The sequence below is a fragment of the uncultured Alteromonas sp. genome (genome assembly GCF_963976965.1).
Lineage (GTDB): Bacteria > Pseudomonadota > Gammaproteobacteria > Enterobacterales > Alteromonadaceae > Alteromonas > Alteromonas naphthalenivorans.
Genome location: NZ_CAXBMP010000002.1, coordinates 163,937 through 190,291, shown reverse-complemented (window position 1 = coordinate 190,291; position 26,355 = coordinate 163,937). Strand labels below are relative to the sequence as shown.

The window sequence follows — 26,355 nt, the reverse complement described above, 5'->3', positions numbered from 1 at the left end:
CTCATCAGTATTTTGCCTTTTTACTTACGTTGAATATTGATTTTACTATCGTTATGAAAAGTTGAAGCTTTACTAGATAATCCAATACATTTTTAACGGCTATAAATGTTGTCTACATACTTAGTAATTGTATCGACGATATAGGTTAAATCATTAAGGGATAATTCAGGAAACAATGGAAGCGTGATAGCTTGCTCATAATAACGTTCTGCATTAGGGAAGTCTCTCTGACTGAAACCTAAGTTCTGGTAGTAAGGCTGCAAATGAATTGGGATATAGTGCACGTGTGCGAAAATTTCTGCTGCCCTGAGTTGAGACACAAGAACCGCTTTTTCTTCATCGTTGAGGCCAAGTATTCTTACTACATAGAGATGGTAGCTACTGTCAACATCGCTGCGCTGCTTTAATGGGACTATATTGTCATGGGCAGAAAAAAGTTCATCGTATTGCTGCGCTAATGCGTTGCGTTTTTCTAGAAAGCTAGGCAGCTTTTTTAATTGACTTAGGCCCAATGCTGCTTCTACATCGGTCATGCGATAATTGAAACCCAAGTCCACTTGTTGATAATACCATGGGCCGTGACTGGGCTCTGTCATCAAAGTCGGATTATTAGTAATACCGTGACTCCGTAACATACGCATTTTCTCAGCGATTTCGGTGTTATTGGTCAGCGCCATTCCGCCTTCCATCGTAGTAATAATCTTTACCGGATGAAAGCTAAACACACAGATGTCAGCATATTTACCGCACCCTACAAAATCACCTTTGTATTTCGCACCAACAGCATGTGAGGCGTCTTCAATAATATGAAACCCATAGGATTCAGATAGCGCATGAATCTGAGCCATGTCGCATGGTTGACCCGCAAAATGCACAGGAATTATGACTTTTGGGACAGTACCATTAATTTTTGCTTTTTCGAGTTTAGTCTCTAAAGCGTCAATACTCATGTTGCCTGATTCAAGGTCAATGTCGACAAAGTCAACGCTGGCGCCGCAATAAAGAGCACAATTAGATGAAGCAACAAAAGAGTTAGGCGATGTCCAAACGCTATCGCCCTCACCAACGCCTAACGCCAAACAGGCAATATGTAAGGCCGACGTAGCACTATTAACCGCTATGCCATAATTTGCGCCACAGTAATTAGCTAACGCCTCTTCAAATCTAGGTATTGTAGGGCCTTGTGTTAGCCAATCAGACTTAAGCGTATCTAAAACTGCGTTGATATCATCGTCATCAAGTTGCTGACGCCCATAAGGTATCAAAGCTTAGCTTCCTCGTTGAATTGGGCGACTTCTTCAATACTAAGGAAGTGACCGTTGGTATCAGAAACGTACTCAAAACCCGACTCCACCGGCCTCCCTTGTTCATCTAGTGCATTGCTGGTGAAGTTGTTACTTCTATGGAAAAATTTAATTGCCGGCGCGATAACATAGTGGTCATTAAACTCGAACGTGTGAAGTGACATATCTCCAGGACACATCATCTCGTGTAGTTTCTCTCCGGGGCGAATACCGACATATTTTATCGGCGTATCTGGTGCCATCGCTTTAGCAAGATCAACAATTCGAATAGATGGAATTTTAGGGACAAAAATCTCTCCTCCTAACATTCGCTCAAAGTTTTTAAGTACAAAATCGACACCTTGCTGTAAGGTTATCCAAAATCGCGTCATATCTTTGTGTGTTACAGGTATGTGGTCGTTACCTTCCGCAATAAGTTTATCAAAAAACGGCACTACAGAGCCTCTCGAGCCTACCACGTTGCCATATCTAACTACTGAAAATCGCGAAGAACCTTCGCCCACAATATTGTTTGCGGCAACAAAAAGTTTGTCTGATGCGAGTTTTGTTGCGCCGTATAAATTAACGGGGTTGGCAGCTTTATCTGTAGACAAGGCGATGACTTTGCCAACGTTGTTATCAATGGCTGCATTTATAACGTTTTCAGCGCCATCGATATTGGTACGGATACACTCGGTGGGATTATATTCAGCCGCAGGCACCTGTTTCATGGCCGCAGCATGAATAACAAAATCTACACCTTGCATTGCACGATTGAGTCGCTCTCTATCACGCACATCGCCAATGAAGTAACGCATACATGGTGCATTAAATTTCTGCTGCATCTCGAACTGTTTTAGCTCGTCTCGAGAATAAATGATTAGACGTTTTGGTTTGTGTTTCGCTAACAAGGTTTCAGTGTATTTATGGCCGAATGAACCCGTTCCACCTGTAATGAGAATCGATTTTCCGTCGAACATGGCTTGCTCGCTGTTTTTATGGTTATAAATACAATATATCACTTGTCGGCACGAATGCCATAAAGCTTTAGGAAGTATAGACTTATACGAGTAATAAACCGTCTAAAGTTCTATATTACGGTCAAAATCGTAGATATTTAAGGCGATAATTAATGTAACGGAGAGTCTATCCGTTAGACCTCTAGCGACCTGAGGTCGGTGATGTGTTTAACCGTGTAATGTGCATCATAAAGGGGTTTAGCTACGGCGCTTCTATGCACTCCAGTAAGCACTCTTACTGTGTGCATCCCAAGTCGATTCAAATTTACGAAGTCTTTTGCGGGATTATCTCCCACGTAAACCATATCATTCCAGTCACAGGCCTCAGCGAGCCTAATTTTCTCAAAGCAGTAAGTTGAAGGCTTAGCGTGCTTTACGCCAAACCGATGAGTAATAAAAATACGCTTAAAAAGGTGACGAATATTCAAGGCTTCGACTTTATTCGCTTGCACCACTTTATTCCCATCTGTAACAAGATAGAGTGGCTTGGGTAGCTCGTGCAACAATTGCAAGTGTTGCTGCGCCATGGATAACACCGGTTTGTGAAGGCGGTAAACTGTTACGCACTCCTTTACGTTCTTTTTAGTCGCAGGAATGTTGTTTTTGGCTAAGTAATCGTTAAATATTCGGCCCCTACCATTCCTATCTAGCAAGTTGATGAGTTGATCGAACCCTGCTATTTTTTCGACTTGCCACTTATATTCGACATAATTTGCCACAGCACGAAGCCCTGATTCCACATATTGGCGTTCGTCGTATAAGGTGTCATCCAGATCAAAAATATAAATCATACAGTTTATTCATAAATAAAAATCCACAGCAACTCTAACTTGCCTGACGCTTTTGGTAGCCATTTTAACCTCAATGTCTGTAATATTTATTCCAGACGATTCGCATAGGCTCCAATACAAGCTATCTACCCCAGCTTGAATTCCTAAGGTAGATGCTCCACCAAATCGAGAGTTACACTCTATGATCCAGGCCGTGTTTTCACTGATTATTGCTTGAAGTACTACCGGGCCTGTCAGCTTTAACGCCTCTAAAATGTCAGTAAATACATCTTCAAATGGGCAATCGGGCAGGGTGTAAGTCACTTGAGATTCACCATTGACCACAATGTCTCTGACGCGACAAACCAATGCTTTTACTTTACTGTCGTGGGTGAGCCACCCATCAATGCTTATTTCCTGGCCATTATAATAAGGCTGGAATATCGGGTTGGTTAGCTCATTTGCGTGGGCTAAGGCATTGTTGGTAGCAAGTTTTATCCCTAAGCTTTGACTGCCTGCACCATATCGTTCTTTAACAACCCATTCTGAGTTGTCGCCTTCTGGTAGTCTATCGTAAGTGGGAATGACTGACGATATAGGCAGTTGGCCAAAAGCCAACTTATCTAAACATACTTCGACAACGCTAGGGTCGGATACCAGAACTGCGATATTCAAGGTTTTGAGTTTGGGCTTCAATCTCGCCCAAAACAATAACTCACCATCGCGAGTAGGTAACACATGGGTAATGTTTAAGCGTACGAGTTCCGAAATAATATGAGAAACGTTGCTTTCAGTAGTACTAGGCATATGCCAAAAAGCATCACTAAAATAACGCGTCAATACTTTTGCGTTTATATCTCCCGCAGTGACTATGCCGTCTGGGACAATTCGTTTGACAGCATTTTGCAAAGCCTTTAACAAAGGGACTTTGTTATTTGCGCTGCTTAATAAAACATTCACTAGCGTCGTTCGCCATTTAGACAAAAAATGCGTTTTTCTACCTTAATACCACCTTTCGGGCTAGGTAAAGACGCGCGTCTATTTTCATACTCAGTAATTTGCGTTGTTTTTTTAGGTGTCTTCCAGTTTCCGTACATAAATGTCAGAAACGACGACGGGTCGTGGGGAACGAAAAACTCTTCATTAAGAAATAGAATAGTATCTAGATTATCAAAATGACGGGCTGGCGCAAAAAATAATCCACCGGATGATATTAGTTCTGAAGATCCGTTAATTGATTCTCGTAATTGAATACTTAAATCGAAGGGGATGAACGCCGTACCCTCACTATTTAAAAACTCTACATTAATACATGATTGTCTTCCGTTTACAGTAATCACAATTACTTGCCATTCAACATCAAATTTAGTGCTCAGTTTTTCAATCATTTCAGGGAGGTGATTGATTAAAACACTAAAGCTAAAGGGGTCAATTGCAAGGTCGATATCATCATCCCAAGAAATCAGGTCGCCGTCTCTCATTGCGCCCAAGAGTGTTCCCGAGTCTAAACACGCTGGGGCTCCTTTTTCTCTACAATATTGATTAATAAACTTCAGCAAATCTTGCGCAAACACTTTCGTTTGTTTGTCTTGGAAGGGAAGTTCGGCCTTTACTGCTTGTTTGTTTGGAATGGTAATAAGAGATGCTGAGAAACCTAAATCGTTGGTGAGCTGTCGGTAAACTTGGTCAACCCATTGGCTTGTAATGATAATGCTCTCAACGTTTTCATTTTGGATTTCTACAGGTGATATGACGGGAATACGCAGTACGGTTTTTCCATGCTTACTTTCATCGTTATCAGCAATGGCAACAATATTCATTTGAGGATGCTGTAAGATGAAGTTCTCACCACCTTTACCTGCACCAAACAAAATAACCTTCATGCTAAAGAAGCTCCCAGCTCATTGGTGTGCCCTTTGCAGCATCTTTGTTAATTTTTTTGCCTAACAATAAAGGTAAGTATTTGGGTGGTAAGCCTAGTCCAGGACGTACAGAGCGTAAATTTTCATCGTTTAGCGTATCACCTGCTTTTAAATCTTCAGCAATGTAAAGAGAGCGTCTATGCACTAACGATGCTTTCTCTCTCTCTGTTGCGCCGTAACTTACCCCCCCTATTGCTACGGCGGCGCGAGCAGTTTCCTCTACCAAAAGCCTTAATTCATGGGGTTCTAAAGAGAACTCAGCATCCACTTCACCTCCAGTTCGGTCTAGAACGAAATGTTTTTCAACCACTGTAGCCCCAAGAGCCACTGCAGCAACCGCTACTCCAACCCCCGGTGTGTGGTCGGAAAGTCCAACCTGGCAATCAAAAAGCTCGCTTAGGTGAGGAATGGTTTTAAGATTTGCATCAACTGGGTTGGCAGGATAGTTACTCGTGCACTTAAGCAGTATGAGATCGCGACATCCATTATTTTTGAGTACATCTACCGATTCAGCAATTTCTGCTTGGCTTGCCATACCCGTTGAGACTATTACGGGCTTACCGGTTTTTGCCACAGCGGCTAAAATAGCATGGTCAGTATTTTCAAATGAGGCTACCTTGTAGCAAGGTGGGTTTAATGTTTCGAGAAAATCCACGGCAGTTAAATCGAAGGGAGTACTAAATGCCATCAACCCTTTTTCTTTGGCATAGTCAAAAAGCTCTTTATGCCATTCCCAGGGTGTCATGGCTTCTTTATAAAGATTATATAGCGAATTTCCTTTCCATAAACTATTAGGATCTTCGATGAAAAACTCACCCTCGTGGCAATCTAGTGTGATGGTGTCTGGAGTGTAGGTTTGAAATTTAATCGCGTGTGCGCCAGCTTCAGCTGCGGCGTCTATTAACTTGTAAGCTTTTTCAAGAGATTGGCCATGGTTACCTGACATTTCCGCAATGACAAAAGGCGCTAGCCCTCGACCAATTTGAAAGTCACCGATAGAGATTGGCTTCATGAATACCTCTTAACTATTTCTAATATTGTGTCCACCACAAAGGATGGAGATTGATTTGGTTCAACGAGTTTAGCAGCATTGGATGCTAAGTAGCGCATTTGGTCAGGTGAGTGCAACGCTTTTTCAATTGCTTTACATATATGATCATCTGCTAATTCATTCTCACCGCCGAGCCATAAACAGCAATCGCTGTCATGTAATGCGCGAGTCGTTTCTATCTGATTGTCTGCAAGGGTTATTATAAGCCCAGCTACACCCGATTTTGCTCGTTCCCAGTGCATACTTCCGCCAGCGCCAAGCATAAAACTGGCCCCCTGCATTAACGAACTCATGTACGTACAATTTTGGTGAAGGTTTACACCAACAAGGCTTTGAATTTTAAGCCGCAGACTGTTGATGTGCTTATATCCCGGACCTACAATGATATCGGCAGTGAAGGGGGATGACTTTAATGTTGTTAAAATATCGACCACTCGCTCGGTCAAATTAATAGGATCACTCCCTCCAAAACAGACTAAAAAATGATTGTTTGCGCGTATTCTATTGTCAATGCAGAAAAATTCGCTTCGTAAGAAAGCATACGTTGGACCAAGTAGGGTATGACAATGAGACGGAATTAATCCGTTATAGCGTGTTTGATAATCGTGATAGAAATTTGTATCAATAAGTACGTCGCAGTTGTGAACGCGATTGGCCAAATCATCTATTACAACAATCGTATTTATTTTTGAGCGCATAATATAGCAAAAGGGGGCTGACAACTGATAATGGTCGACGAATAATAAATCCAGTTGTTCATTGAAGTCTGCTAAACAATCTTTTGCGTGCAGCTTCTGCATGGCTTCTAATTGTTCGTTGTCAGCGTCATCAATAGCACCAAAATCTACATTTTCAATGTTAACCGAAATTAATGTGGCTCCCGCAGCATCTATTTGTGCGGTGACATTTAAGGGAAGTGCGCTGGATAAAATATAAACGTCGTGCTCTTGCTTTAGTTGTTTTACCAAAGCTAAACAGCGCATGATATGGCCGAATCCCATTGTAGTAGACCCGTCCACACGAAATGCTATTTTCACTGGGCATTCTCGTCGTTAATTAGCTTGTAGAGTAATTCTGCTCTCTTCCAATCTTCTGGTGTATCAATATCTTGAACAAGGTGGTCTGGCATTACTACCATTTTTGAATTAGCACCGAAAATATGCTTGTTAGTATTGAGCCATGTCGAATAATGACCCCAGTAGAGCTGGCCGGCATCGTGAAAAGCGGGTGGTAAATCTTGAGATCGTTGAGTAATCCCAAACGAATCATAAGGTTTTACACCACCATTTTCAGTTTGTAATATCGCCCGTTGAATGGGAAACGAAAATCTTGCAGCAGTAAATACATAATCCACTTCTGGCGTATTAATGAGTGTTTTGTAGCTAGAGTTTATTATTGAGGGTGAAAGCAAAGGAGAAGTAGCATAAATGCATGCGCAATTATTAATGGGCCACGTTAAATCCATTAGCATTGAAATCGCATGTCTTACAACGGGGCTTGTGCCAGTATAATCGTCGGCTAGTTCTTTCGGACGTAGAAATGGAACTTCAGCGCCATGCTGCAACGCAACATCGGCGATATTATCATCATCGGTGGAGACCACAACCTTATCAATGAATTGGCTAGTAAGTGCGTTCTCAATAGCGTGAGCGATCATAGGTTTACCGCAAAAATTTTTGATATTCTTACGAGGAATTCGCTTACTGCCGCCTCGAGCCGGAATGACTGCAACATTCATACTTTTTCACCATCTTTTTTAACAAATCTGCGCCCATTTTCTCTTTGAGCGGAACAAACCTGTATTTACATCGGCCGAGTACTGTTTAACTTTACGATTTACACGTTGCAAAAAGTTGAATTTGTTTATACTAACAGACATGTTAACACGTCAGAATTCAAATTAGTGTTGATTGGACCTCCATTTTACGTAATTGGTAATTATAAAAAATAGTGTGTTTGCTGTCCATTTAAGCGTTTGTCGCGAAAAGAATTGACGTTACGATTATCTAATTCCACATACAGGTATGTTTGGTAATACTTTTGAATCGGTTAGATGTTGACCGTTTCTATGCTATTATCTATGCAAGAGATCATTGGAGACGACTTTATGCAAATCGTAGATGGCGGTGTAAGTTCTTTGCTGAACCAAGTACAAGAAAAGCAAAATACGCTTTTGGAAAAACTTGCGTCCGGCAAAGAAATTAATAGCGCTTCAGACGGCGCAGCTGCCCAGCAAATTATCGACCGCCTCACCTCTGAAGTAGAGGGTAATCGCCAAGCGGTGAACAACGTTTATGATGGCATTTCGTTAGCTCAAGTCGCTGAAGGCGGTTTAAGCACCATTAACGATGATGTAAATCGTATACGCGAGCTTACTATTCAGTCTGGTAACGGTGTGTTAAGCGACGGCGACCGTCAAGCACTGCAATCTGAAATATCACAGCTTCAAGAGAACATCAGCTTTACCATTGAACAAACCAATTTTGCTGGTAAACCCTTGTTGTCTGACAATGGCGCGTTGAGTTTTCAAGTTGGGGCGAATGGTGGCAACTCAGTTGATGTTAAAACCCAAGATATTGGTAGCCAACTATCGGACGTACTTTCTATCGATTTAACTTCTGGTAGCAGTATTGATGATGCGTTAAATGCTACCGACGAAGCGATTGAAATTTTGGGTGGCGCACGTGGTGATTTAGGCGCTACGCAAAATAGTTTGGCTAGTACTGCTCGAAATTTAACCCAATCCAATGTGAACACCGCAGAAGCACGTAGTCGAATTCAAGATTTAGATTACGCTCAAGCTAGCTCTCAACAAGCGGCAAATGATGTGCAAGGACAAGCTGCTTTAACGGTTCAAGCCCAAGCGAATCAGCAGCAAGGGCAGGTTTTAGCGTTGCTCAGTTAAACATTAAATTTGAGTGAGTTATTCGAAAGAAGCAGGGAATCCTGCTTTTTTTATTGCTACATTTCCGAAAACACCAGTTGCGCTGCGATCTTTTGTCGTTACAATTTACAAATGCGCTAAACTGTAAATAATAACAAAGCGTTCTCGGGGATTTGATGAAGGATATTTTGCTGGTTAGTGATAGCCAGGAACTAATTCATAGCTTAGAAACCATAGTCACCTTTTTGGGAGAGTCGTGTCAGTCACGAGGGCTTTCTGACTGTGAAAGTTACCTGAAAGAAAAGGGCGCAGATGCGGTACTTATTGAGTACGCGTCACCGTCAGTGGTGAATTCACTGGTTGCTCGTTTTCCACACATACCATTTGTTGCCATTTTACATTCAAATGGCGAAGTGGCCGCGTCGTGCAATTTAGTCAGCGTGATCACCTTACCGCTTACTTACCCAGTACTTACGCAATCAATTCACCGATGCCAAGAATACAGCCGCAGAAAGCCGGGTAAAACCCGCGCTGGTGGGTCTAAAACTCGCCTGTTTAGAAGTTTGGTGGGTAAAAGCGACGAAATTCAGATTGTGCGTAGGTTGGTAGAGCAAGTGGCTCCAACAGAGGCAACAGTGCTAATTTTGGGGGAGTCTGGTACAGGTAAGGAAGTGGTGGCACGTAATGTACATTTCTTGTCAGAACGTAAAGATGGCCCCTTTATTCCTGTTAACTGCGGTGCTATTCCCGGCGAGCTTCTTGAAAGTGAATTGTTTGGTCATGAAAAAGGCGCGTTTACTGGGGCTATAAGTGCTCGAAAAGGCCGTTTTGAATTAGCCGAGGGTGGAACATTATTTCTAGATGAAATTGGCGACATGCCGTTGCAGATGCAAGTCAAACTGCTTCGGGTACTGCAAGAGCGTATTTACGAGCGAGTAGGTGGTAGCAAGCCTCAACAATGCAATGTTCGTATTATTGCGGCTACCCATCGTCATCTAGAAACTATGATCAAAGAAGATAAGTTTCGTGAAGATCTCTACTACCGCTTAAACGTGTTCCCTATCGATAGCCCTGCATTACGTCAACGAAAAGACGACATCCCGTTACTGCTGCAAGAACTCAACAGCCGTATTCAAGGGGATGGTGTAGATAGTGTGAGGTTCACAGAACGCGCAATAGAATCTTTAATGGAGCATAATTGGGCGGGTAATGTTCGTGAGCTATCGAATCTAGTTGAGCGCCTGAGTATACTTTATCCCGGTCAAATCGTTGATGTGGCCGACCTTCCAGAGAAATACCAGTACGGTGAAATTCAAGCGTACGAACCGGATTACCCTGAAGAGTTGCTAGAGCGAGACGCATTTAATGCGCTTTTCGCAGAATCAGCTTCGCAAGACCCGTATGATGAACCACAAGAAGAGTCTAGCTTGCCAATTTCCTCCTCACTTCCAGAAGAAGGGGTTAATCTAAAAGAGTATCTTTCTGAGCTTGAAATCACCCTCATTCGCCAAGCCTTAGAACAACAAGAGTGGGTCGTAGCTCGCGCTGCAGATAAGCTCGGAATGCGCAGAACTACCCTTGTTGAGAAAATGCGTAAGTACGATATTCAGCGTATGGAAGAAGTTTAACGTCAATTACCTGACGTTAAACTTCTGCCTTAATTTATCGTAACTATCTGATAAATATAATCTAAAAAACTGGCATGGCTTCTGCTATATAAAATCATATACACAAACCGTCTTTAAATTGACGAGAGCCATATGATTTTTGATAGCACACACGACAGCAGTACTTCATCTTCTGAACAATTCACTTCATCTTATGATGTGCCTAGTGTCGAGCATGCGCTTGAGGCTACAACGCCGTCGTATGTGAGTGAAGCAGAAGTGAGCTCACTTCGTCGCCAAGCCAGTCGTTTGGAAAACTTGCTTCAAGTCATGCCGGCAGGCGTCATCGTTATTGACGGTAAAGGGGTTGTACGTCAAGCCAATGACTTAGCTAAGGCATTGCTGGGTGAGCCGTTAGAAGAACAAATATGGCGTAGCATCATTGCTCGCTCATTTAATCCTCGTGCAGACGATGGTCATGAAGTGTCATTGGTAGATGGTCGTCGCGTTAAACTTTCTATAACGCCACTTGAAGACGAGCCAGGGCAGTTGATTGTTATTACAGATTTGACGGAAACACGTCGGCTTCAAGCCAGTGTCAGCCATATGCAGCGTTTATCTTCATTAGGCAAAATGGTGGCATCCCTTGCGCATCAGATTCGAACGCCTTTATCCGCCGCTATGCTTTATGCCTCCAATTTAACGCGAAAAGATTTGCCCCAGCATGCATCTGAGCAATTTGCTCGAAAGATGACAGACAGACTGAAAGAGTTAGAAAGCCAAGTTAATGACATGCTGTTGTTCGCCAAGTCTGGTGAGCAACAAGTTGTGAATACCTTGTCGCTTGCCAGCTTGCGAGAAGCCATAGAGCCTAATGCGCAAACCATCACTGCGCAGCAAGCACAAAAAATTGCTTTTAATGGCTTCGATTCAACAGATGCACTTATCACTGGGAATCTCACCGCGCTGCAAGGTGCTGTGCTGAACCTTATTCAAAATGCGAGTCAAGTTACGCCTAAGGGCTACACGGTTTCAGTTAATGCAGTAGTACATGAAGATAGGGTGCTACTTTGCGTTAATGATAAGGGACCAGGTGTACCCAATACCCTAATCAATAAAATATTCGAGCCGTTCTTTACCACCAAAACCCATGGCACAGGGCTGGGGTTAGCCGTGGTGAAATCGGTAGCTAAAGCACATAACGGTTCGCTTAGCGTGGTAAATCTTAATGAAGGAGGTGCTTGCTTTACGCTTGCATTGCCTTGTAACACTCAGGCTATCGGGCAACACAATAAGCCTCACTCAAATGTCGCTTAATTGCTAGGAGAATTAGAAATGTCTAAAACAACTATTCTTATCGTGGAAGACGATGCTGGATTACGCGAAGCGTTGTACGACACTTTATTACTAGGCGATTACGATGTTGTAGATGCCGACTGTGCCGAAGCTGCGTTAATGGTCTTAGCGGGGCGCAAGATAGACCTCGTGGTAAGTGACATTCAAATGGGTGGAATGAGTGGTCTAGCATTATTAAAAAGCATTAAGGCGAAATACCCTCAACTTCCGGTGTTATTAATGACAGCGTACGCCACCATCGATGATGCCGTGCAGGCCATGCGAGATGGGGCTACTGATTATCTGTCCAAACCATTCGCGCCTGAAGTGCTACTTAATCTTGTTGGACGCTATGCGCCTGCACAAAAAGTCGAATCTTGCACGCCTATCGTGGCTGACCCTTCTAGTTTAAAATTACTCGAATTATCAAGAAAAGTGGCGAAGTCAGAAGCGACCGTGATGGTGCTTGGGCCAAGTGGTTCTGGTAAGGAAGTACTTTCCCGCTATATACACGACCAGTCTTCTCGCGCAGATGCACCTTTTGTGGCAATCAACTGCGCAGCTATTCCTGAAAATATGCTTGAAGCGACATTGTTTGGTTATGAAAAAGGCGCGTTTACCGGCGCTATTCAAGCTTGCCCAGGTAAGTTTGAACAAGCCCAAGGTGGTACACTGCTATTAGATGAAATTACTGAAATGGATTTAGCACTTCAGGCAAAGCTACTTCGTGTTATTCAAGAGCGTGAAGTAGAGCGGCTTGGTGGACGTAAAACGATTAAATTAGATGTACGGGTGATTGCAACCAGTAACCGAGATTTACGTAAAGCGGTAGAGCTTGGAAACTTTCGAGAAGATTTATATTACCGCCTAAATGTTTTCCCTATCACATGGCGCCCGCTCGCAGAGCGTCCAGGTGATATTGTACCGTTAGCGGAACACCTTATTAATCGTCACACAAGTGTGCAAGGCCTAGGCAATGTACGTCTCAGTGCAGCTGCACGAAACAAATTGGCGCAATATACATGGCCAGGTAACGTGCGAGAGCTTGAAAACGTTATTCAGCGGGCACTTATACTGTGTGAAGACGGCAGTATAGAGTCTGGTGACTTAATGATTGATATGGCTGTGCATGATGAGATGGAAGTAAAGCAGGATGAGCCAGAAGACAATAGTCGCTTAGGCTCAGAGCTTCGCCAGCAGGAGCATCAAATCATTCTTGATACACTTACTCTATGTAATGGTAAGCGTAAAGATGTGGCGGAAAAATTGGGTATCAGCCCTCGAACCTTACGCTATAAGTTAGCCAGAATGCGTGAAGACGGGATTGAATTACCGGCCTAACATCTCAAACTAGTTTGATAATGAGGGGCGATTAGCCCCTTATTTTTAACGCTTTAGCTGCTGTGCTTTTAGTATTGTACTTGCAGTTGTGCTTGTATTTATACTGGCTTGGACTGGGCGTCACGGCAACGTGCGAGACCTTCTGCGCTGCCACCGAGCATTTTTGCATCGCGTATTTACATAATCTTACGTCCATTCACTTTCTTGACGCTATTCTCCCCTCTCTGTCATAAAATTGGCAATTCCCTTGAAAAACCACATAACTCATTGTTTTTAAATTGATTTCAGATGGTTTTTAAAGTTGGCTTGCCGCTTGCTTATAGTTAAGCATAAGTAATTAAAGCGCATTGTCGTTAAGCGGCAATTCCCCACCGACATTCGAAGGAGTGGTTATGGACGTTAAAGCCAATAGTTTATACCAAGAAATGCAGAGCATGATTGGGCAAACTCGTATGCCTGCAAACGAACTTCAACCATCAAACGAGATTAATCCCTCGGCCAACGAGTTCTCTACCATGCTTAAGCAAGCGGTAGATGGGGTTAATGGCATGCAATTAGAATCTAAAGATTTACAGCAGCGGTTTGAAATGGGTGATAAGTCACTAAGCCTTGCCGAAGTTATGCTTACAAAAGAGAAAGCAGGCATAGCCTTTGAGGCCACAGTTCAAGTACGAAATAAAGTGCTTGAAGCGTATAAAACCATTATGAACATGCCGGTGTAGTTGGAGTAAGTCATGGCTGAAGCAACAGGCACAAATTTAACCGTTAACGACCCTTCCATGGGGAACGATAACGAGCCTGAGAATAAATCAGGATTCATGGATACCTTAGGCAGTGCTGACATGATGCGCCAGATGGCGCTAGTGGTAGTGCTTGTTATTTGTGTCGCGATTGCAGTTTTTATATTAATTTGGGCGCAAGAGCCTGATTTTCGTCCGTTAGCAAAAATGGAAACCCAAGAGCTTATTGAAACCTTGGATTATATGGACGCCAATCAAATTGAATATCGTTTAGAGGGAAACACGGTATACGTTCGAAGTGACGAATTTCAAACTATACGCTTGGGTATGACACGTCAGGGCTTAACCGGCTCTTCTGATGCTGGTACCGATATTATCATGCAGGACATGGGATTCGGAGTAAGTCAGCGGGTAGAGATGGAACGCTTGAAACATGCCCGTGAACAACAAATAGCCGCCACTATTGAAGATATCTCAAGTATACAAAAAGCACGCGTTTTGTTGGCTATGCCAAAAGAGAACGTATTTGCTCGCCGAGAGAAAAAAGCCTCGGCTACGGTAGTACTTACCGCTAAGCGCGGCAAAGTGATTGCGGGAGAGGAAGTTGACTCAGTTATCGATATTGTGGCGTCAGCGGTACAAAACATGGAGCCATCTGCGGTAACGGTGACCGATAGCAATGGCCGATTACTAAATTCGGGTTCACAAGACTCGCTAAGTGCTCGAGCACGAAAAGAATATGAAATTGAAAGACAGCGCGAACAAGAATACCTAGAAAAAATTGACGCTATTCTTATTCCTGTTTTGGGAATTGGTAACTACACCGCGCAAGCGGATGTGAGTATGGACTTTACTGCACTAGAGCAAACTCAGCGTAGCTATAACCCCGATTTGCCAGCTGTTCGCAGCGAAATGATCAATGAACAAAATAGTGTGGGTGGTGGTGCTATGGGCATTCCCGGCGCGCTAAGCAATCAACCACCGTTAGACTCGAATATTCCTGAAAATCCAGAAGCAGGCGCACAAGCTACTTTGCCAGGAAGCACATCGAAAGTATCTACTCGTAACTACGAACTAGACACCACCATTAGTCATACCAAAAAACAAAGTGGCGTAATCCGTAGGTTAAGTGTATCGGTGGCGGTAGACTATCTTCAAGTTGCTGGTGAAGATGGTACTACCTCGGCAGAGCCTCGCAATCAAGAAGCGTTATTAAACATTCGCCGTTTACTACAAGGTGGTGTTGGGTTTGATGTGACTCGTGGCGACTCGCTAGAAGTGGTGAGTGTTCCGTTCACTCGTATGGATGATGGTGTTATTGAAGATGCGCCAATATGGGAACAGCCCGCATTTTTGCCTATACTCAAGCTAGTCATTGGTGGTTTGGTTATTATCGTGCTTATCATCTTTGTGATAAGACCCATGCTACGTCGCTTGATTAACCCTGATGAGTCGAAAGAAGCTGACGACTTTGATGCAGATGAAGGCCTAGATCTTGGTGACGAAACTATTAGTATGCTATCTACTGACTTCGATGAAGGTCAGGTGGGCTTCGCGGCAGATGGCTCACTAATGTTGCCAGATTTACATAAAGATGAAGATGTATTAAAAGCGGTTCGTGCACTGGTTGCGAACGAACCTGAATTGTCAGCCCAAGTTGTTAAGGGCTGGCTGATGCAAGATGAGTAAGTGAGAGCGTATTATGGCTGAAGAACTTGCCACTACTGAAGAAGCGTCCTATGACGTCAGTAAGCTAGAAGGGGTTGAAAAAGCCGCTATTTTGCTTCTGAGTTTGTCTGAAGAAGACGCTGCACAAATATTAAAACATCTTGAGCCAAAGCAAGTTCAAAAGCTGGGCTCTGAGATGGCAAAAGTGGATGATATGACGCAGACAAAAATTACGTCTGTGCATAAACACTTTATTGAAGAGATTCAAAACTACAGTACCATCGGCTTCCAGAGTCAAGATTTTGTTAAGCGAGCGCTTACTGCTGCATTAGGTGAAGATAAAGCGGCTAACTTAATTGACCAAATTCTGATGGGAAGTGGGGCGAAAGGCCTAGATTCGTTGAAGTGGATGGACTCGAAGCAAGTGGCCAGTATCATTCGAAACGAGCATCCTCAGATTCAAACCATTGTATTGTCGTACTTAGAGCCAGAGCAGAGTGCCGAAATATTGGCGCAGTTCCCAGAAAAAGTGCGCCTAGACTTGTTAATGCGTATTGCTAACCTTGAAGAAGTTCAGCCTGCTGCACTGCAAGAGCTTAACGAAATCATGGAGAAACAGTTCGCCGGTCAAGCGGGTACGCAAGCGGCTAAAATGGGCGGCCTGAAATCTGCCGCGAACATCATGAACTACCTTGATACCGCTATTGAAGGTCAGTTGATGGATGCCATCCGTGAACAAGACGAAGAGATGAGCCAGCAAATTCAAGATCTCATGTTTGTTTTCGACAATTTAGTCGATGTAGACGATAAAGGTATTCAAGCTATCTTGCGCGAAGTGCAACAAGATGCGCTGCTTAAGTCAATTAAAGGCGCCGATGAAGAGCTTAAGAACAAGATCATGAAGAATATGTCGAAGCGTGCAGCAGAAATGCTTAACGACGACCTTGAAGCCTTGGGACCTGTACGTATATCTGAAGTTGAAACCGCACAGAAAGAAATTCTCTCTGTTGCCAGAAGACTGTCTGATTCAGGTGAAATTATGCTGGGCGGCGGAGGCGGTGAAGAGTTCTTATAACCCTTCATTAATTATTCGCCATTGTGGTTAAAATAGGCCTTTGCGTTAATTTTCCAAAGGCCTCATAAACGTTACCTGGGTAGATTGATGTCATCAAATAAAGGCTTCAGCGACGACGAATTAAATGATGCAAAACCTTGGGATTTGCCCTTCGTTGAACAGCCCGAAAAGCCACAAGATAAAGACAAAACCAATGCGCTAAATTTCCGTTCAGATTGGAAATACGAGCCACCGGAAGAGGAAGAAGCTGAAATTCTTCCTCCTACTGCACAAGAAATTGAAGCGATTAGACAAGCTGCTCATGATGAAGGCTACGGACAAGGCAAGGCGCAAGGTTTCGAAGAAGGAAAAGCCGAAGGCCTAGAGTTGGGGCTTAGTGAAGGACGTGAGTCTGGACACGCTGAGGGTCTTGAACAAGGGTTAGAAGAAGGTAAAGGCTTAATTTCTGCGCAAGTTGAAGTCTGGCAGCAACTCATCGAAAAGCTTCATACGCCATTGTCACAAGCCAACGACGAAACCCGCGACCAGCTAGTAAAGCTTGCAGTTACCCTTGCTAAATCGGTGATTAAAACCGAAATCACATCGAATCATCAAGTGATTTTACAAGCGCTTAGCGAAGGAATGAAAGCCCTGCCGGTTAATCAAACTCGATATCAAATTCATATGCATCCTGATGATATAGCGCTAGTAACAGAACATTATTCTGAAGCTACGTTGAAAGAGAAAGAGTGGCAATTCATTGAAGCGCCTACCATGGAGCGCGGTGGCTGTGACATTGCCACTGAACAAAACGCTGTAGATGTTTCCATTGAACGCCGCTGTCGCGATGTCATTGATAAATTCATGGTGAATCAGGGTTTATCAGATGACTAGCCCTTGGCATGCGCATTTCGACAGCTTGCAGAAGCAAGTGTCATCGCCGCCTATTGTGGCGGCAGGTAAACTGGTCAGAGGCATAGGCCTTACACTGGAAGCTGTTGGGTGCCAACTACCAGTCGGTAGCCAGTGCCTTGTGCAAACCATTGAAGGTGAAATTGAGGCTGAGGTGGTGGGGTTTGGCGCCGATATTACTTACCTCATGCCCACCGAAGCCGTACGGGGCATAGTGCCAGGAAGTCGGGTAATGCCGCTAAATCGACAAAGTGGTCTTGCTGTGGGTATGGGGCTGTTGGGCCGTGTGGTTGATGGTAACGGCAACCCGCTGGATGGCCTTGGCGAAATTCAAACTGAAACCCGCGTACCTACTACGCGGCCTCCTATTAACCCCTTAATTCGCCGCGCTATTACCCAACCTATGGATGTCGGTGTTCGCGCCATTAATGCATTGAATACCGTTGGCGTAGGTCAACGTATGGGGCTCTTTGCAGGCAGTGGCGTGGGGAAAAGTGTTTTACTCGGTATGATGACCCGGGGCTGCGAAGCCGACGTGGTTGTGGTTGGCTTGGTGGGAGAGCGGGGCCGAGAAGTAAAAGAATTTATCCACGATATCTTAACCGAAGAAGAGCGTGCCCGTGCGGTAGTGGTAGCAGCGCCTGCTGATACTTCACCGTTAATGCGCTTAAAGGGCTGCGAAACGGCAGTTACCATTGCTGAATACTTTCGCGATCGAGGTTTAAAAGTATTACTGCTTATCGACTCTCTTACTCGTTATGCCATGGCCCAACGTGAAATTGCATTAGCGGTGGGTGAGCCTCCCGCCACAAAAGGGTATCCGCCCTCGGTATTTGCCCGATTACCTGCATTGGTAGAAAGGGCGGGTAACGGAAGTGAGAAACAAGGTTCTATCACCGCCTTTTACACGGTACTTACCGAAGGTGACGATTTACAAGATCCCATTGCCGATGCCGCACGGGCTATTTTAGATGGCCACGTTGTGTTATCACGGACCCTCGCCGATAGCGGTCATTACCCCGCCATCGATATTGAAGCTTCTATTAGCCGTGTTATGCCTATGGTGGTCAGCGATGAACATCAACAAATGGCACGCAGAGTAAGGCAAGTTTATTCAAACTATAAACAAAACCAAGACCTCATTTCTATTGGTGCTTATGCCAAAGGTTCAGACCCTCGTATCGACTTAGCCATACGAGCGGAGCCTGCAATTAACGCGTTCCTGCAGCAAGGTATGAAGAACGTGTTGCCTTATGATGAATGTTTAGAGGGCATGGCTGCATTAGCGAAAGGCTTAGGACAAGGGTAATTAATTATGTCTAAACAACTAGAGCGTCTGGCTGAGTTTGAACGAGAAAGAGAGCAACGCATTGCGCAAATGTTCCAACAAGCGCAGCAAAATGTGATGCAGCAGAAACAAAAGCTCACCAGCCTCGAGCAATATAGAATTGATTACTTAAAAGGCATTCAGCAAACGGGAAAGGCGGGTGTGACTGCTACCCATTACCAACAGCATTTATCGTTTGTAGGCAAATTAGATAAAGCCTGTGAACAGCAAATGAATGTGATAGCACAAGCGAATATGGCTGCCGATCAACGCAAGCAGCTTTGGCTTAAGCAGCAGCAAAAAGTGAAAGCGGTAGAGTTGCTTCTTAATAAACGCCATTTAGCTAAAGTGGCAAAAGAGGCGAGGGCTGAGCAAGCTATGATGGACGAATTTGCCACACAGAAATTTTTTAGAAGCGGAAAAACATTCTTCTAGTCAGTTTGTCCAATTTGCTACTTACCCCAAGTCGTTCAATCCTTTCGATTTTTTAAATACCTCGTCGTTTAATCTCCACAATGGAACACTCTTTGCAAATTCGTTAGTCATTAATGTGTTTATTCGCCTAATTTGAATACTGATACGGAAGCTTTTTTAAAGTTAAGTGTCGGCCTACAGCCCACGGACACTGGGGATGTAGAGATAAAACGATTCAATCTGGGTTTTCATGGTTCTGACTTTTAAAGTCATAGCAGGACGGTAAAAATATGATGCAACAAGTTGCCGCACAAAAAACAGACATTGCCGCATTGCCTTTTTCAGCTTCATCAACGGCAAAAGCCGTAGAAGCTGGCATGGGCGCAGATGATTCATCGCAGAATAACAACGCGTTTGAAGCTGCGTATATTCAAGCTAAAGAATCGAGTGCAAAGTCTCTCGAGGCCCAGAACAAAAGTCATTCCTCGCGACACACCAGCGCCTCAGTCAGCGACAGTGCAAACCCTGCTATCGATAAGAAATCGGCTAATAACCGCTCGGTTGACCCAGAGGAAGGAAATGTTGACTTACCTCCGGTAAAAGATGATGAAGCGCAAGCGCGAAATGGCGATCAAGCGGACCAAACAGGCAATAAAGGCGAAGTGGGGGATGTAACCCCACCTGGCGAAGACACGGATGAATCGGCAAATACTGACATTGCTGATGCGCAGGCACGTCGAATTGACGCTGATGCAAACAAAGGCGGTAAAGACGATGGCCTAAATAACGGTGAAAATAACGATAATAAGAAAGACTTCTTTGGCGGCCATATCGATTTACCACCCGAAGAGTTAACGAGTATTGGAAGCGGGGATAGCGAAAGCTCCACAGACTGGATTGAGTATGTAACATCAATGATAGGCGCTTCTAGTGACGCTGAGGTTTCTTCAGATGCCGAAGCTAGCAGTAACACGGCCAGTATCGATGATTTATTAAACGCTGGCGAGATAGAGGATGCCGAATTAGCTGCGAAGCAATCAGCACAAGCTTTGCTAGCGGGTGATGAGTTGATGAGCGAAGACGTACTAAGTGCGTTGGCGTTAAATAACGGCAGCAACGAAAGCGATGCAGCAGTAAACGATACATTAACCTCAACGAGTCTTCCTGAGGATGTTGATACAAGCTCAGCAACAGAAATAACCGCTTATTTAATGAACTTGCTAGAGAATCAAGCCGGTGAGGAACTTGGTCAAGATGCAGGCGAAGGGCTTAGTAGGGAAACCTTAGAAGCAGTAAAAGCACTCACCGCGGCCTTATTGGCTAAAGCAAATGATAACGCTGCAACAAGCGATGTCGATGCAGGGCAGTCTGAAAAAGTCGATCCCTTAGCTAACCTGCTTGCGCAGTTTTTAGGTGATGCTAGCGAAAATGGCGAAGAAAGTTCTGATGCTCAAACACAGAACTCAGAGCACGCGCTATTAGTCGAACAAGAAGCCGCAGATGAACCAGCCTTGAGTGCCGATGAGGCGTTAGTATTAAGTCTTCTTCAAGAGCAAATTACTGCGCAAACTGACACCAAAGAGACGCTAAATGCAGCGCTAGCCAACGGTGTTTCAAGCCAATCTACTGCATCAACGCAAACGAATAGCAATCCTATCGATACAGTCTCCACAGAAGCTAGCGATATACTTACCGATAGCCAAGGCGAGTCTTTATTGCAGTCAATTGCGATGATGTCACCAGAAAGTGCGCAAAAGGCGGCTGAAGCATTTGCCGAACGCGTAGCGGCATCATTACCTACTGCGACAACCGCAGCCCAACAGCAAGCGGTTAAGTCTAACTTGATTGCTGGCATAAACGAGTTTCAGCAACAAGTCGCTCAAGGGCGTGAGCCAGGAATAGATCTTTCGGCACTTGTAGCCCATGCAGCGTCTGAAGCAGGGTTAACACAAACACAAATGCAAAATGTAGCGGGGCAAACTGATGCGCTCGCAGGCCAATTTATGCAATTGGTAAACGGCACCCAGCAAAGCGCTCATCAAGCATTGCAAAGTGAGCTCGTCAGTATCGATTCTCACATGAATGAAAACAACCAAGTTCGCGCGGAGTCGACCAAAGCTCAGCTTCAATTTGAGGGCGCTGACAAACCGGTCAATATTTTAAAGCCTGAAGGTCAGCAACAATTGCATGAGAAAATTCGCTGGATGGTGAATGCGCGAAACAGTATGGCAGAAATTAGGCTCGATCCGCCTGAACTGGGCAGTATGCAGGTACGAGTGAATGTATCGGGTGATGCAGCCAGTGTGAGCTTCATTGTGCAGTCACAGCACGCTAAAGATGCACTAGCCGATGCCATGCCTAGGTTAAAAGATATGCTAGCAGAGCAAGGCATTAATTTAGGTGAATCAGAAGTGCGTAAAGATAACTCATCACAAAATGGTGATGGAAGTGGCCAGCAACTTGCAGGTAACGGTGTACCTAGCCAAGATATCGACGGTGAGTTCGACGAGGGTTCCACGGTGATAGAGCAGTCTGTCACAAGGGAAGCGAAAGGCGGTATAGACTATTACGCTTAGTAGGTTGATAGCGAAGGCAAAGACTTAAGTAGGGTTGATGTACAATTGCGCTATCTGCTATAAGAACTGCAAATTTATGCAGGCTTACGTTGCCATTTGCGTCGTAAGCCTGATAATACGAGTTCCTCGTGGGATATTGACGGATTAGACATGGCTGAAGAAGAGTTACAGATTGAAGAAGGTGGTAAAAAGAAAGGCAAAATGATGCTGATTATTATTATCGCCGTAGTGTTAGTTGGCGGTGGTGCAGCAGCCTATTTTCTTTTATTCGCTGGTGGTGAAGAGCCTGTAGCTGCAGAGCAACTTGCCGAAACCGACGAGCAAGCCGCCACTGAAGCCGCGGCCCCAGGCGGAAGCGCAGAAGTAGGTACCGCCTTGTACGTTGCTATGCCGCGCCCTTTCGTTTTTAACGTTCCGGGTACAGGTCGAGACCGATTAGTACAAATTAAAGTGCAGCTTCTAGTGCGGGGCTCAGACAATGAAGAGTTGGCTAAAACCCACATACCGTTGATTGAAGGCACTTTGCTGCAAGTCTTTAGTACATCAAATGCCGATGATTTGGTGACTGAAGCAGGAAAAATTGAACTGCGTGAACAAGCGGTGACTGAAGTACAAAAAGTGCTTAAAGACATCGCGGGAAGTGATGTGGTTGAGCGTGTGCTCTTCACTGGTTTTGTGATGCAATAACAGGTAGATAACTGTGAGTGATTTATTATCTCAAGATGAAATCGATGCCCTTCTACACGGGGTAGACGATGTAGAAGAAGACGAGGTTGGCGATGCCGACTCCGATGCTTCTACGCTAGAGTACGACTTCTCGTCACAGGATAGGATTGTTCGTGGGCGTATGCCTACGCTGGAAATCGTTAATGAACGCTTTGCCCGTCACATGCGGGTGAGTTTGTTCAACATGATGCGCCGTTCTGCGGAAGTGTCAATTAACGGTATTCAAATGATTAAGTTCGGTGAATACATTCATACCTTGTTTGTACCCACTAGCTTGAACATGGTGCGGTTTCGCCCGCTTAAGGGCACTGGCCTTATTACCATGGAAGCCCGCTTGGTTTTCATTCTGGTAGATAACTTCTTTGGTGGTGATGGCCGCTATCATGCAAAAATTGAAGGGCGGGAATTTACGCCAACAGAGCGGCGTATTATTCAAATGCTGCTTAAAATTATTTTTGAAGATTATAAAGAAGCGTGGGCGCCAGTAATGGACGTGTCTTTTGAGTATTTAGACTCAGAAGTAAACCCCGCGATGGCGAACATTGTGAGCCCCACTGAAGTGGTGGTGATTAGCTCGTTTCATATAGAGCTTGACGGTGGTGGTGGTGATTTCCACGTGTCACTTCCATACTCAATGCTAGAGCCTATCCGCGAATTGCTAGATGCGGGTGTGCAAAGTGATAAAGAAGACACTGATTTACGTTGGAGTAAAGCACTTCGCGATGAAATCATGGACGTAAAAGTGGCACTGACAACCCACATGCTTGATGTGGATGTGTCATTACGCCAAGTAATGGAATTTAAGCCAGGAGAAATTATTCCTGTGGAAATGCCAGAAACCATTACTGTGCTAATTGAAGATTTACCTACGTTCAGAGCTAAGCTAGGTCGCTCACGAGATAACTTAGCCCTGAAGATAGTAGAAAAGATTGCAAGACCGACTTCTGTGAAGTCTGAGCTACAATTATTAACCCGCGGCGGGCGCATTATAGATAATGATGCCGAGCTGCAAGTACTCGAAGAAGACCTGTAAGGTGAGGGGAATATCCCATGAGTGAAGACGGTATGGACGATTGGGCTGCCGCCATGGCGGAGCAAGCCGATTCTGAGGCTGACGATCAGGAAAATGATGATGTTCAGGTTGCAGAACTCGACGAATTAACCGACGACACACCCATAACCCAAGAAGAGAAAAAGAAGCTGGATACCATTTTGGATATTCCAGTCACTATCTCGATGGAAGTAGGGCGTAGTCAAATAAGTATCCGAAATCTGCTACAGTTGAACCAGGGATCTGTGGTGGAGCTGGACCGAGTTGCTGGTGAGCCATTAGATGTATTGGTAAATGGCACGTTGATTGCTCATGGTGAAGTAGTAGTGGTCAACGATAAATTCGGTATTCGGTTAACGGATGTTATTAGTCAAATCGAGAGAATCAAGAAGCTTCGATAAATCTTCTTACATAGCAAGGGGTTGCGCAATGCTGCCCCTTATATTTACGCAAGTAGTGAATGCGCAATCTACCCAATCAATCACTAACCCCACCTCTGTAGTGTCAATTTTTCTATCACTTCTTTTAGTGGTTGGAATTATTTTTGCGCTTGCTTACCTCATGCGTCGGTTTAATGTCGGTAACATGGGTAGTGGGCAAATGAAGGTGGTCGCCAGTATGGTGGCAGGCACTAAAGAAAAAATAATGGTTATTCAGGTGGGCGATGAACAGCACCTAGTGGGCGTGACCAGTCATAATATTTCCCATTTAAGTAAACTTGAAAAGCACTTGGACACACCAGTGGCAAATGGGCAGCAAGGCAGCGGTGACGCATTTAAACAAAAGCTGGTTGCCGCCATGGCAGGTAAGCTGAACCCTTCAATAAAGGAAGATAAAAACGATGCGTAAGTTTTGGACCGCATTTTTTGTAGTGTTAGCTTCTTGGGTGATTGCTGAGCCTGCACTGGCACAGCAAGGCATTTCAGCCGTGACCGTTGTGACTAATGACGATGGGTCGCAAGATTACACTATGACGTTACAAGCGCTGTTTATCATGACAGCGCTCAGTCTTATTCCTGCATTCATCATGATGATGACCTCGTTCACCCGCATCATAGTGGTGTTATCAATTTTGCGCCAAGCGATTGGTTTGCAGCAATCTCCTTCTAACCAAATTTTGGTTGGGGTGAGTTTGTTTTTGTCTATGTTTATTATGGCACCGGTGTTTGAAGAAATTAATGAACGCGCATTGCAGCCTTATCTGTCGGAACAAATGACAAGTTTGGATGCCATAGAGCAAGCTAAAGGGCCTATGCGCGCCTTTATGCTGTCGCAAACTCGGGTGAAAGATTTAGAAACCTTTGTGCGTATTGCTGGTGATGAGGGGAAATATGCAGATACAGACGAAGTACCGCTAACTATCCTTATTCCTGCGTTCGTGACCAGCGAGCTAAAAACCGCGTTCCAAATCGGATTTATGTTGTTTATTCCGTTTCTTATTATCGACCTTGTAGTGGCCTCAATATTGATGGCCATGGGTATGATGATGTTGTCGCCCATGATTGTTTCACTGCCATTTAAGCTCATGTTGTTTGTGTTAGTTGATGGCTGGAATCTAATATTTGGCACACTGGCTACCAGCTTCGGTATGGGTGTGTAGGAGGGCTTATGTCACCAGAAGTCTTTGTTGAAATACTCCGCGAAGCCATGTTTATGGTTATCGTTCTGGTGTCTGCGGTTATTGTTCCAAGTCTTATTGTAGGGTTAGTGGTAGCCGTGTTTCAGGCTGCTACCTCAATTAACGAGCAGACCATGAGTTTCTTGCCGCGCTTACTTGTTACCTTACTAGCGCTTAGCTGGGGTGGTAACTGGCTAGTACAAAAGTTAATGGACTTCACTTTCCACATGGTAGAAATGATACCTCAGGTTGTCGGTTAATATGGTCGTTGAACTGGCTACCATCAATCAGTTTCTTGCTGATTTAATGCTGCCTTTTATGCGCATTAGTGGCCTGTTTGTGGCGATGATTGGCTTAAGTGCACAATCTATTCCTCCGCAAGTTCGTGCTTTGCTAGGTATTATGCTGACCCTTATTATCATGCCGGTAGTGCCGCCAGCACCTGTTGATGATTTAGTGAATCTAGGTACATTCATTCTTGGCATTCAGCAGTTGTTAATTGGTGTCGCTATCGGGTTTGTTTCCATGATGGTGCTAAATACCTTTGTACTGGCTGGGCAAATTATCGCGATGCAAACGGGCTTAGGTTTCGCCTCAATCGTAGACCCCGTCAATGGTATTAACGTGCCAGCCGTAGGCCAATTTTACTTAATTCTAGCTACCTTGCTTTTTTGGACCTTAGACGGGCATCTCGCGATGATCCACATGATTGTGTTGAGCTTTCATGCGTTCCCAATAGGAGAAGCATGGTGGACAGGGGAGCAGTTTAGGGAAATTGCCCACTGGGGCGGTTGGATGTTTATCTCAGCGATTACGTTGTCATTGGCGCCCATTGTGTCCCTTCTCATTGTAAATTTAGCGTTTGGCGTAATGACCAAAGCGGCACCTCAGCTTAATATTTTCAGTATCGGCTTTTCTATTGCCCAGGTGATGGGGTTGCTCATCATTTGGATAACCCTAGATAACTTTACTGCGCATTTTGAAACGCAGTGGCTGCGGGCAGAGCAGTTTATGTGTCAACTTCTTAGGATTTGCCCATGAAAATAAGTCAGGTGAT

At 44.4% G+C, this 26,355-nt stretch carries 26 protein-coding genes; 18 read left to right on the top strand and 8 right to left on the bottom strand.

The window, feature by feature from the left end:
- Positions 1-92: 92 nt before the first annotated feature.
- The 8 genes from pseC to pseF form a co-directional block, all read right to left on the bottom strand.
- Positions 93-1,265: a UDP-4-amino-4,6-dideoxy-N-acetyl-beta-L-altrosamine transaminase gene (gene pseC / locus AAC006_RS02590; protein WP_126871986.1), complete on the bottom strand. Its 1,173-nt coding sequence runs from the start codon at positions 1,263-1,265 to the stop codon at positions 93-95.
- Positions 1,262-2,263, bottom strand: a complete 1,002-nt coding sequence (gene pseB / locus AAC006_RS02585; RefSeq protein WP_126871985.1) for a UDP-N-acetylglucosamine 4,6-dehydratase (inverting) — start codon at positions 2,261-2,263, stop codon at positions 1,262-1,264. Before pseB ends, pseC begins: the two co-directional genes overlap by 4 nt.
- Positions 2,264-2,436: 173 nt before the next feature.
- A complete protein-coding gene (locus AAC006_RS02580; RefSeq protein WP_126871984.1) occupies positions 2,437-3,093 on the bottom strand; it encodes an HAD hydrolase-like protein in 657 nt (218 codons plus the stop codon).
- A gap of 9 nt (positions 3,094-3,102) precedes the next feature.
- Positions 3,103-4,032: an ATP-grasp domain-containing protein gene (locus tag AAC006_RS02575; protein ID WP_126871983.1), complete on the bottom strand. Its 930-nt coding sequence runs from the start codon at positions 4,030-4,032 to the stop codon at positions 3,103-3,105.
- Entirely contained in the window at positions 4,032-4,955 is a 924-nt protein-coding gene (locus tag AAC006_RS02570; RefSeq protein WP_126871982.1) for a LicD family protein, read from the bottom strand. The genes AAC006_RS02575 and AAC006_RS02570 overlap by 1 nt, the downstream gene beginning before the upstream one ends.
- Before the next feature lies 1 nt (position 4,956).
- Complete coding sequence (pseI, locus tag AAC006_RS02565; RefSeq protein ID WP_126871981.1) at positions 4,957-6,006, bottom strand: pseudaminic acid synthase; 1,050 nt, start codon at positions 6,004-6,006, stop codon at positions 4,957-4,959.
- Entirely contained in the window at positions 6,003-7,082 is a 1,080-nt protein-coding gene (gene pseG, locus AAC006_RS02560) for a UDP-2,4-diacetamido-2,4,6-trideoxy-beta-L-altropyranose hydrolase (protein ID WP_260563422.1), read from the bottom strand. Before pseG ends, pseI begins: the two co-directional genes overlap by 4 nt.
- Positions 7,079-7,783 (bottom strand): pseudaminic acid cytidylyltransferase, encoded by a 705-nt coding sequence (gene pseF / locus AAC006_RS02555; protein ID WP_126871980.1) that lies wholly within the window; start codon positions 7,781-7,783, stop codon positions 7,079-7,081. The genes pseG and pseF overlap by 4 nt, the downstream gene beginning before the upstream one ends.
- Positions 7,784-8,152: 369 nt before the next feature.
- On the opposite strand from pseF, the gene AAC006_RS02550 reads away from it, so the two are divergent.
- The 18 genes from AAC006_RS02550 (at position 8,153) to fliR (ending at position 26,339) form a co-directional block, all read left to right on the top strand.
- A complete protein-coding gene (locus AAC006_RS02550) occupies positions 8,153-8,950 on the top strand; it encodes a flagellin (RefSeq protein WP_126872080.1) in 798 nt (265 codons plus the stop codon).
- A gap of 155 nt (positions 8,951-9,105) precedes the next feature.
- On the top strand, positions 9,106-10,557 hold the full coding sequence (locus tag AAC006_RS02545; protein WP_126871979.1) for a sigma-54 dependent transcriptional regulator: 1,452 nt from the start codon (positions 9,106-9,108) through the stop codon (positions 10,555-10,557).
- A 132-nt stretch (positions 10,558-10,689) separates the two neighbouring features.
- The gene (locus AAC006_RS02540) at positions 10,690-11,853 is read left to right on the top strand and encodes an ATP-binding protein (protein ID WP_126871978.1); all 1,164 of its coding nucleotides are present in this window, start codon (positions 10,690-10,692) and stop codon (positions 11,851-11,853) included.
- An 18-nt stretch (positions 11,854-11,871) separates the two neighbouring features.
- Complete coding sequence (locus AAC006_RS02535; protein WP_126871977.1) at positions 11,872-13,212, top strand: sigma-54 dependent transcriptional regulator; 1,341 nt, start codon at positions 11,872-11,874, stop codon at positions 13,210-13,212.
- Between the two features lie 392 nt (positions 13,213-13,604).
- Positions 13,605-13,934: a flagellar hook-basal body complex protein FliE gene (fliE, locus tag AAC006_RS02530; protein ID WP_013785107.1), complete on the top strand. Its 330-nt coding sequence runs from the start codon at positions 13,605-13,607 to the stop codon at positions 13,932-13,934.
- A 12-nt stretch (positions 13,935-13,946) separates the two neighbouring features.
- Positions 13,947-15,641, top strand: a complete 1,695-nt coding sequence (gene fliF, locus AAC006_RS02525) for a flagellar basal-body MS-ring/collar protein FliF (protein WP_126871976.1) — start codon at positions 13,947-13,949, stop codon at positions 15,639-15,641.
- A 13-nt stretch (positions 15,642-15,654) separates the two neighbouring features.
- Positions 15,655-16,695: a flagellar motor switch protein FliG gene (fliG, locus tag AAC006_RS02520; RefSeq protein WP_013785105.1), complete on the top strand. Its 1,041-nt coding sequence runs from the start codon at positions 15,655-15,657 to the stop codon at positions 16,693-16,695.
- Between the two features lie 87 nt (positions 16,696-16,782).
- Positions 16,783-17,568, top strand: coding sequence for a flagellar assembly protein FliH (gene fliH, locus AAC006_RS02515; protein ID WP_126871975.1), 786 nt, complete (start codon positions 16,783-16,785; stop codon positions 17,566-17,568).
- A complete protein-coding gene (gene fliI, locus AAC006_RS02510) occupies positions 17,561-18,895 on the top strand; it encodes a flagellar protein export ATPase FliI (RefSeq protein WP_126871974.1) in 1,335 nt (444 codons plus the stop codon). The genes fliH and fliI overlap by 8 nt, the downstream gene beginning before the upstream one ends.
- Positions 18,896-18,901: 6 nt before the next feature.
- Positions 18,902-19,348: a flagellar export protein FliJ gene (gene fliJ / locus AAC006_RS02505; RefSeq protein WP_013785102.1), complete on the top strand. Its 447-nt coding sequence runs from the start codon at positions 18,902-18,904 to the stop codon at positions 19,346-19,348.
- Positions 19,349-19,617: 269 nt separating this feature from the next.
- Entirely contained in the window at positions 19,618-21,903 is a 2,286-nt protein-coding gene (locus tag AAC006_RS02500; RefSeq protein WP_339350090.1) for a flagellar hook-length control protein FliK, read from the top strand.
- 150 nt (positions 21,904-22,053) lie between these two features.
- The gene (gene fliL / locus AAC006_RS02495) at positions 22,054-22,590 is read left to right on the top strand and encodes a flagellar basal body-associated protein FliL (protein WP_013785100.1); all 537 of its coding nucleotides are present in this window, start codon (positions 22,054-22,056) and stop codon (positions 22,588-22,590) included.
- A gap of 13 nt (positions 22,591-22,603) precedes the next feature.
- A complete protein-coding gene (gene fliM, locus AAC006_RS02490; protein ID WP_013785099.1) occupies positions 22,604-23,662 on the top strand; it encodes a flagellar motor switch protein FliM in 1,059 nt (352 codons plus the stop codon).
- A 17-nt stretch (positions 23,663-23,679) separates the two neighbouring features.
- On the top strand, positions 23,680-24,081 hold the full coding sequence (fliN, locus tag AAC006_RS02485) for a flagellar motor switch protein FliN (protein ID WP_013785098.1): 402 nt from the start codon (positions 23,680-23,682) through the stop codon (positions 24,079-24,081).
- A gap of 28 nt (positions 24,082-24,109) precedes the next feature.
- Entirely contained in the window at positions 24,110-24,529 is a 420-nt protein-coding gene (gene fliO / locus AAC006_RS02480; RefSeq protein ID WP_013785097.1) for a flagellar biosynthetic protein FliO, read from the top strand.
- Entirely contained in the window at positions 24,522-25,280 is a 759-nt protein-coding gene (gene fliP / locus AAC006_RS02475) for a flagellar type III secretion system pore protein FliP (protein WP_013785096.1), read from the top strand. The genes fliO and fliP overlap by 8 nt, the downstream gene beginning before the upstream one ends.
- A gap of 8 nt (positions 25,281-25,288) precedes the next feature.
- Complete coding sequence (gene fliQ / locus AAC006_RS02470; protein WP_013785095.1) at positions 25,289-25,558, top strand: flagellar biosynthesis protein FliQ; 270 nt, start codon at positions 25,289-25,291, stop codon at positions 25,556-25,558.
- A 1-nt stretch (position 25,559) separates the two neighbouring features.
- Positions 25,560-26,339 carry a flagellar biosynthetic protein FliR gene (fliR, locus tag AAC006_RS02465; protein ID WP_126871972.1) on the top strand — a complete coding sequence of 260 codons (780 nt, stop codon included), beginning with the start codon at positions 25,560-25,562 and terminating at the stop codon, positions 26,337-26,339.
- Positions 26,340-26,355 lie beyond the last annotated feature (16 nt).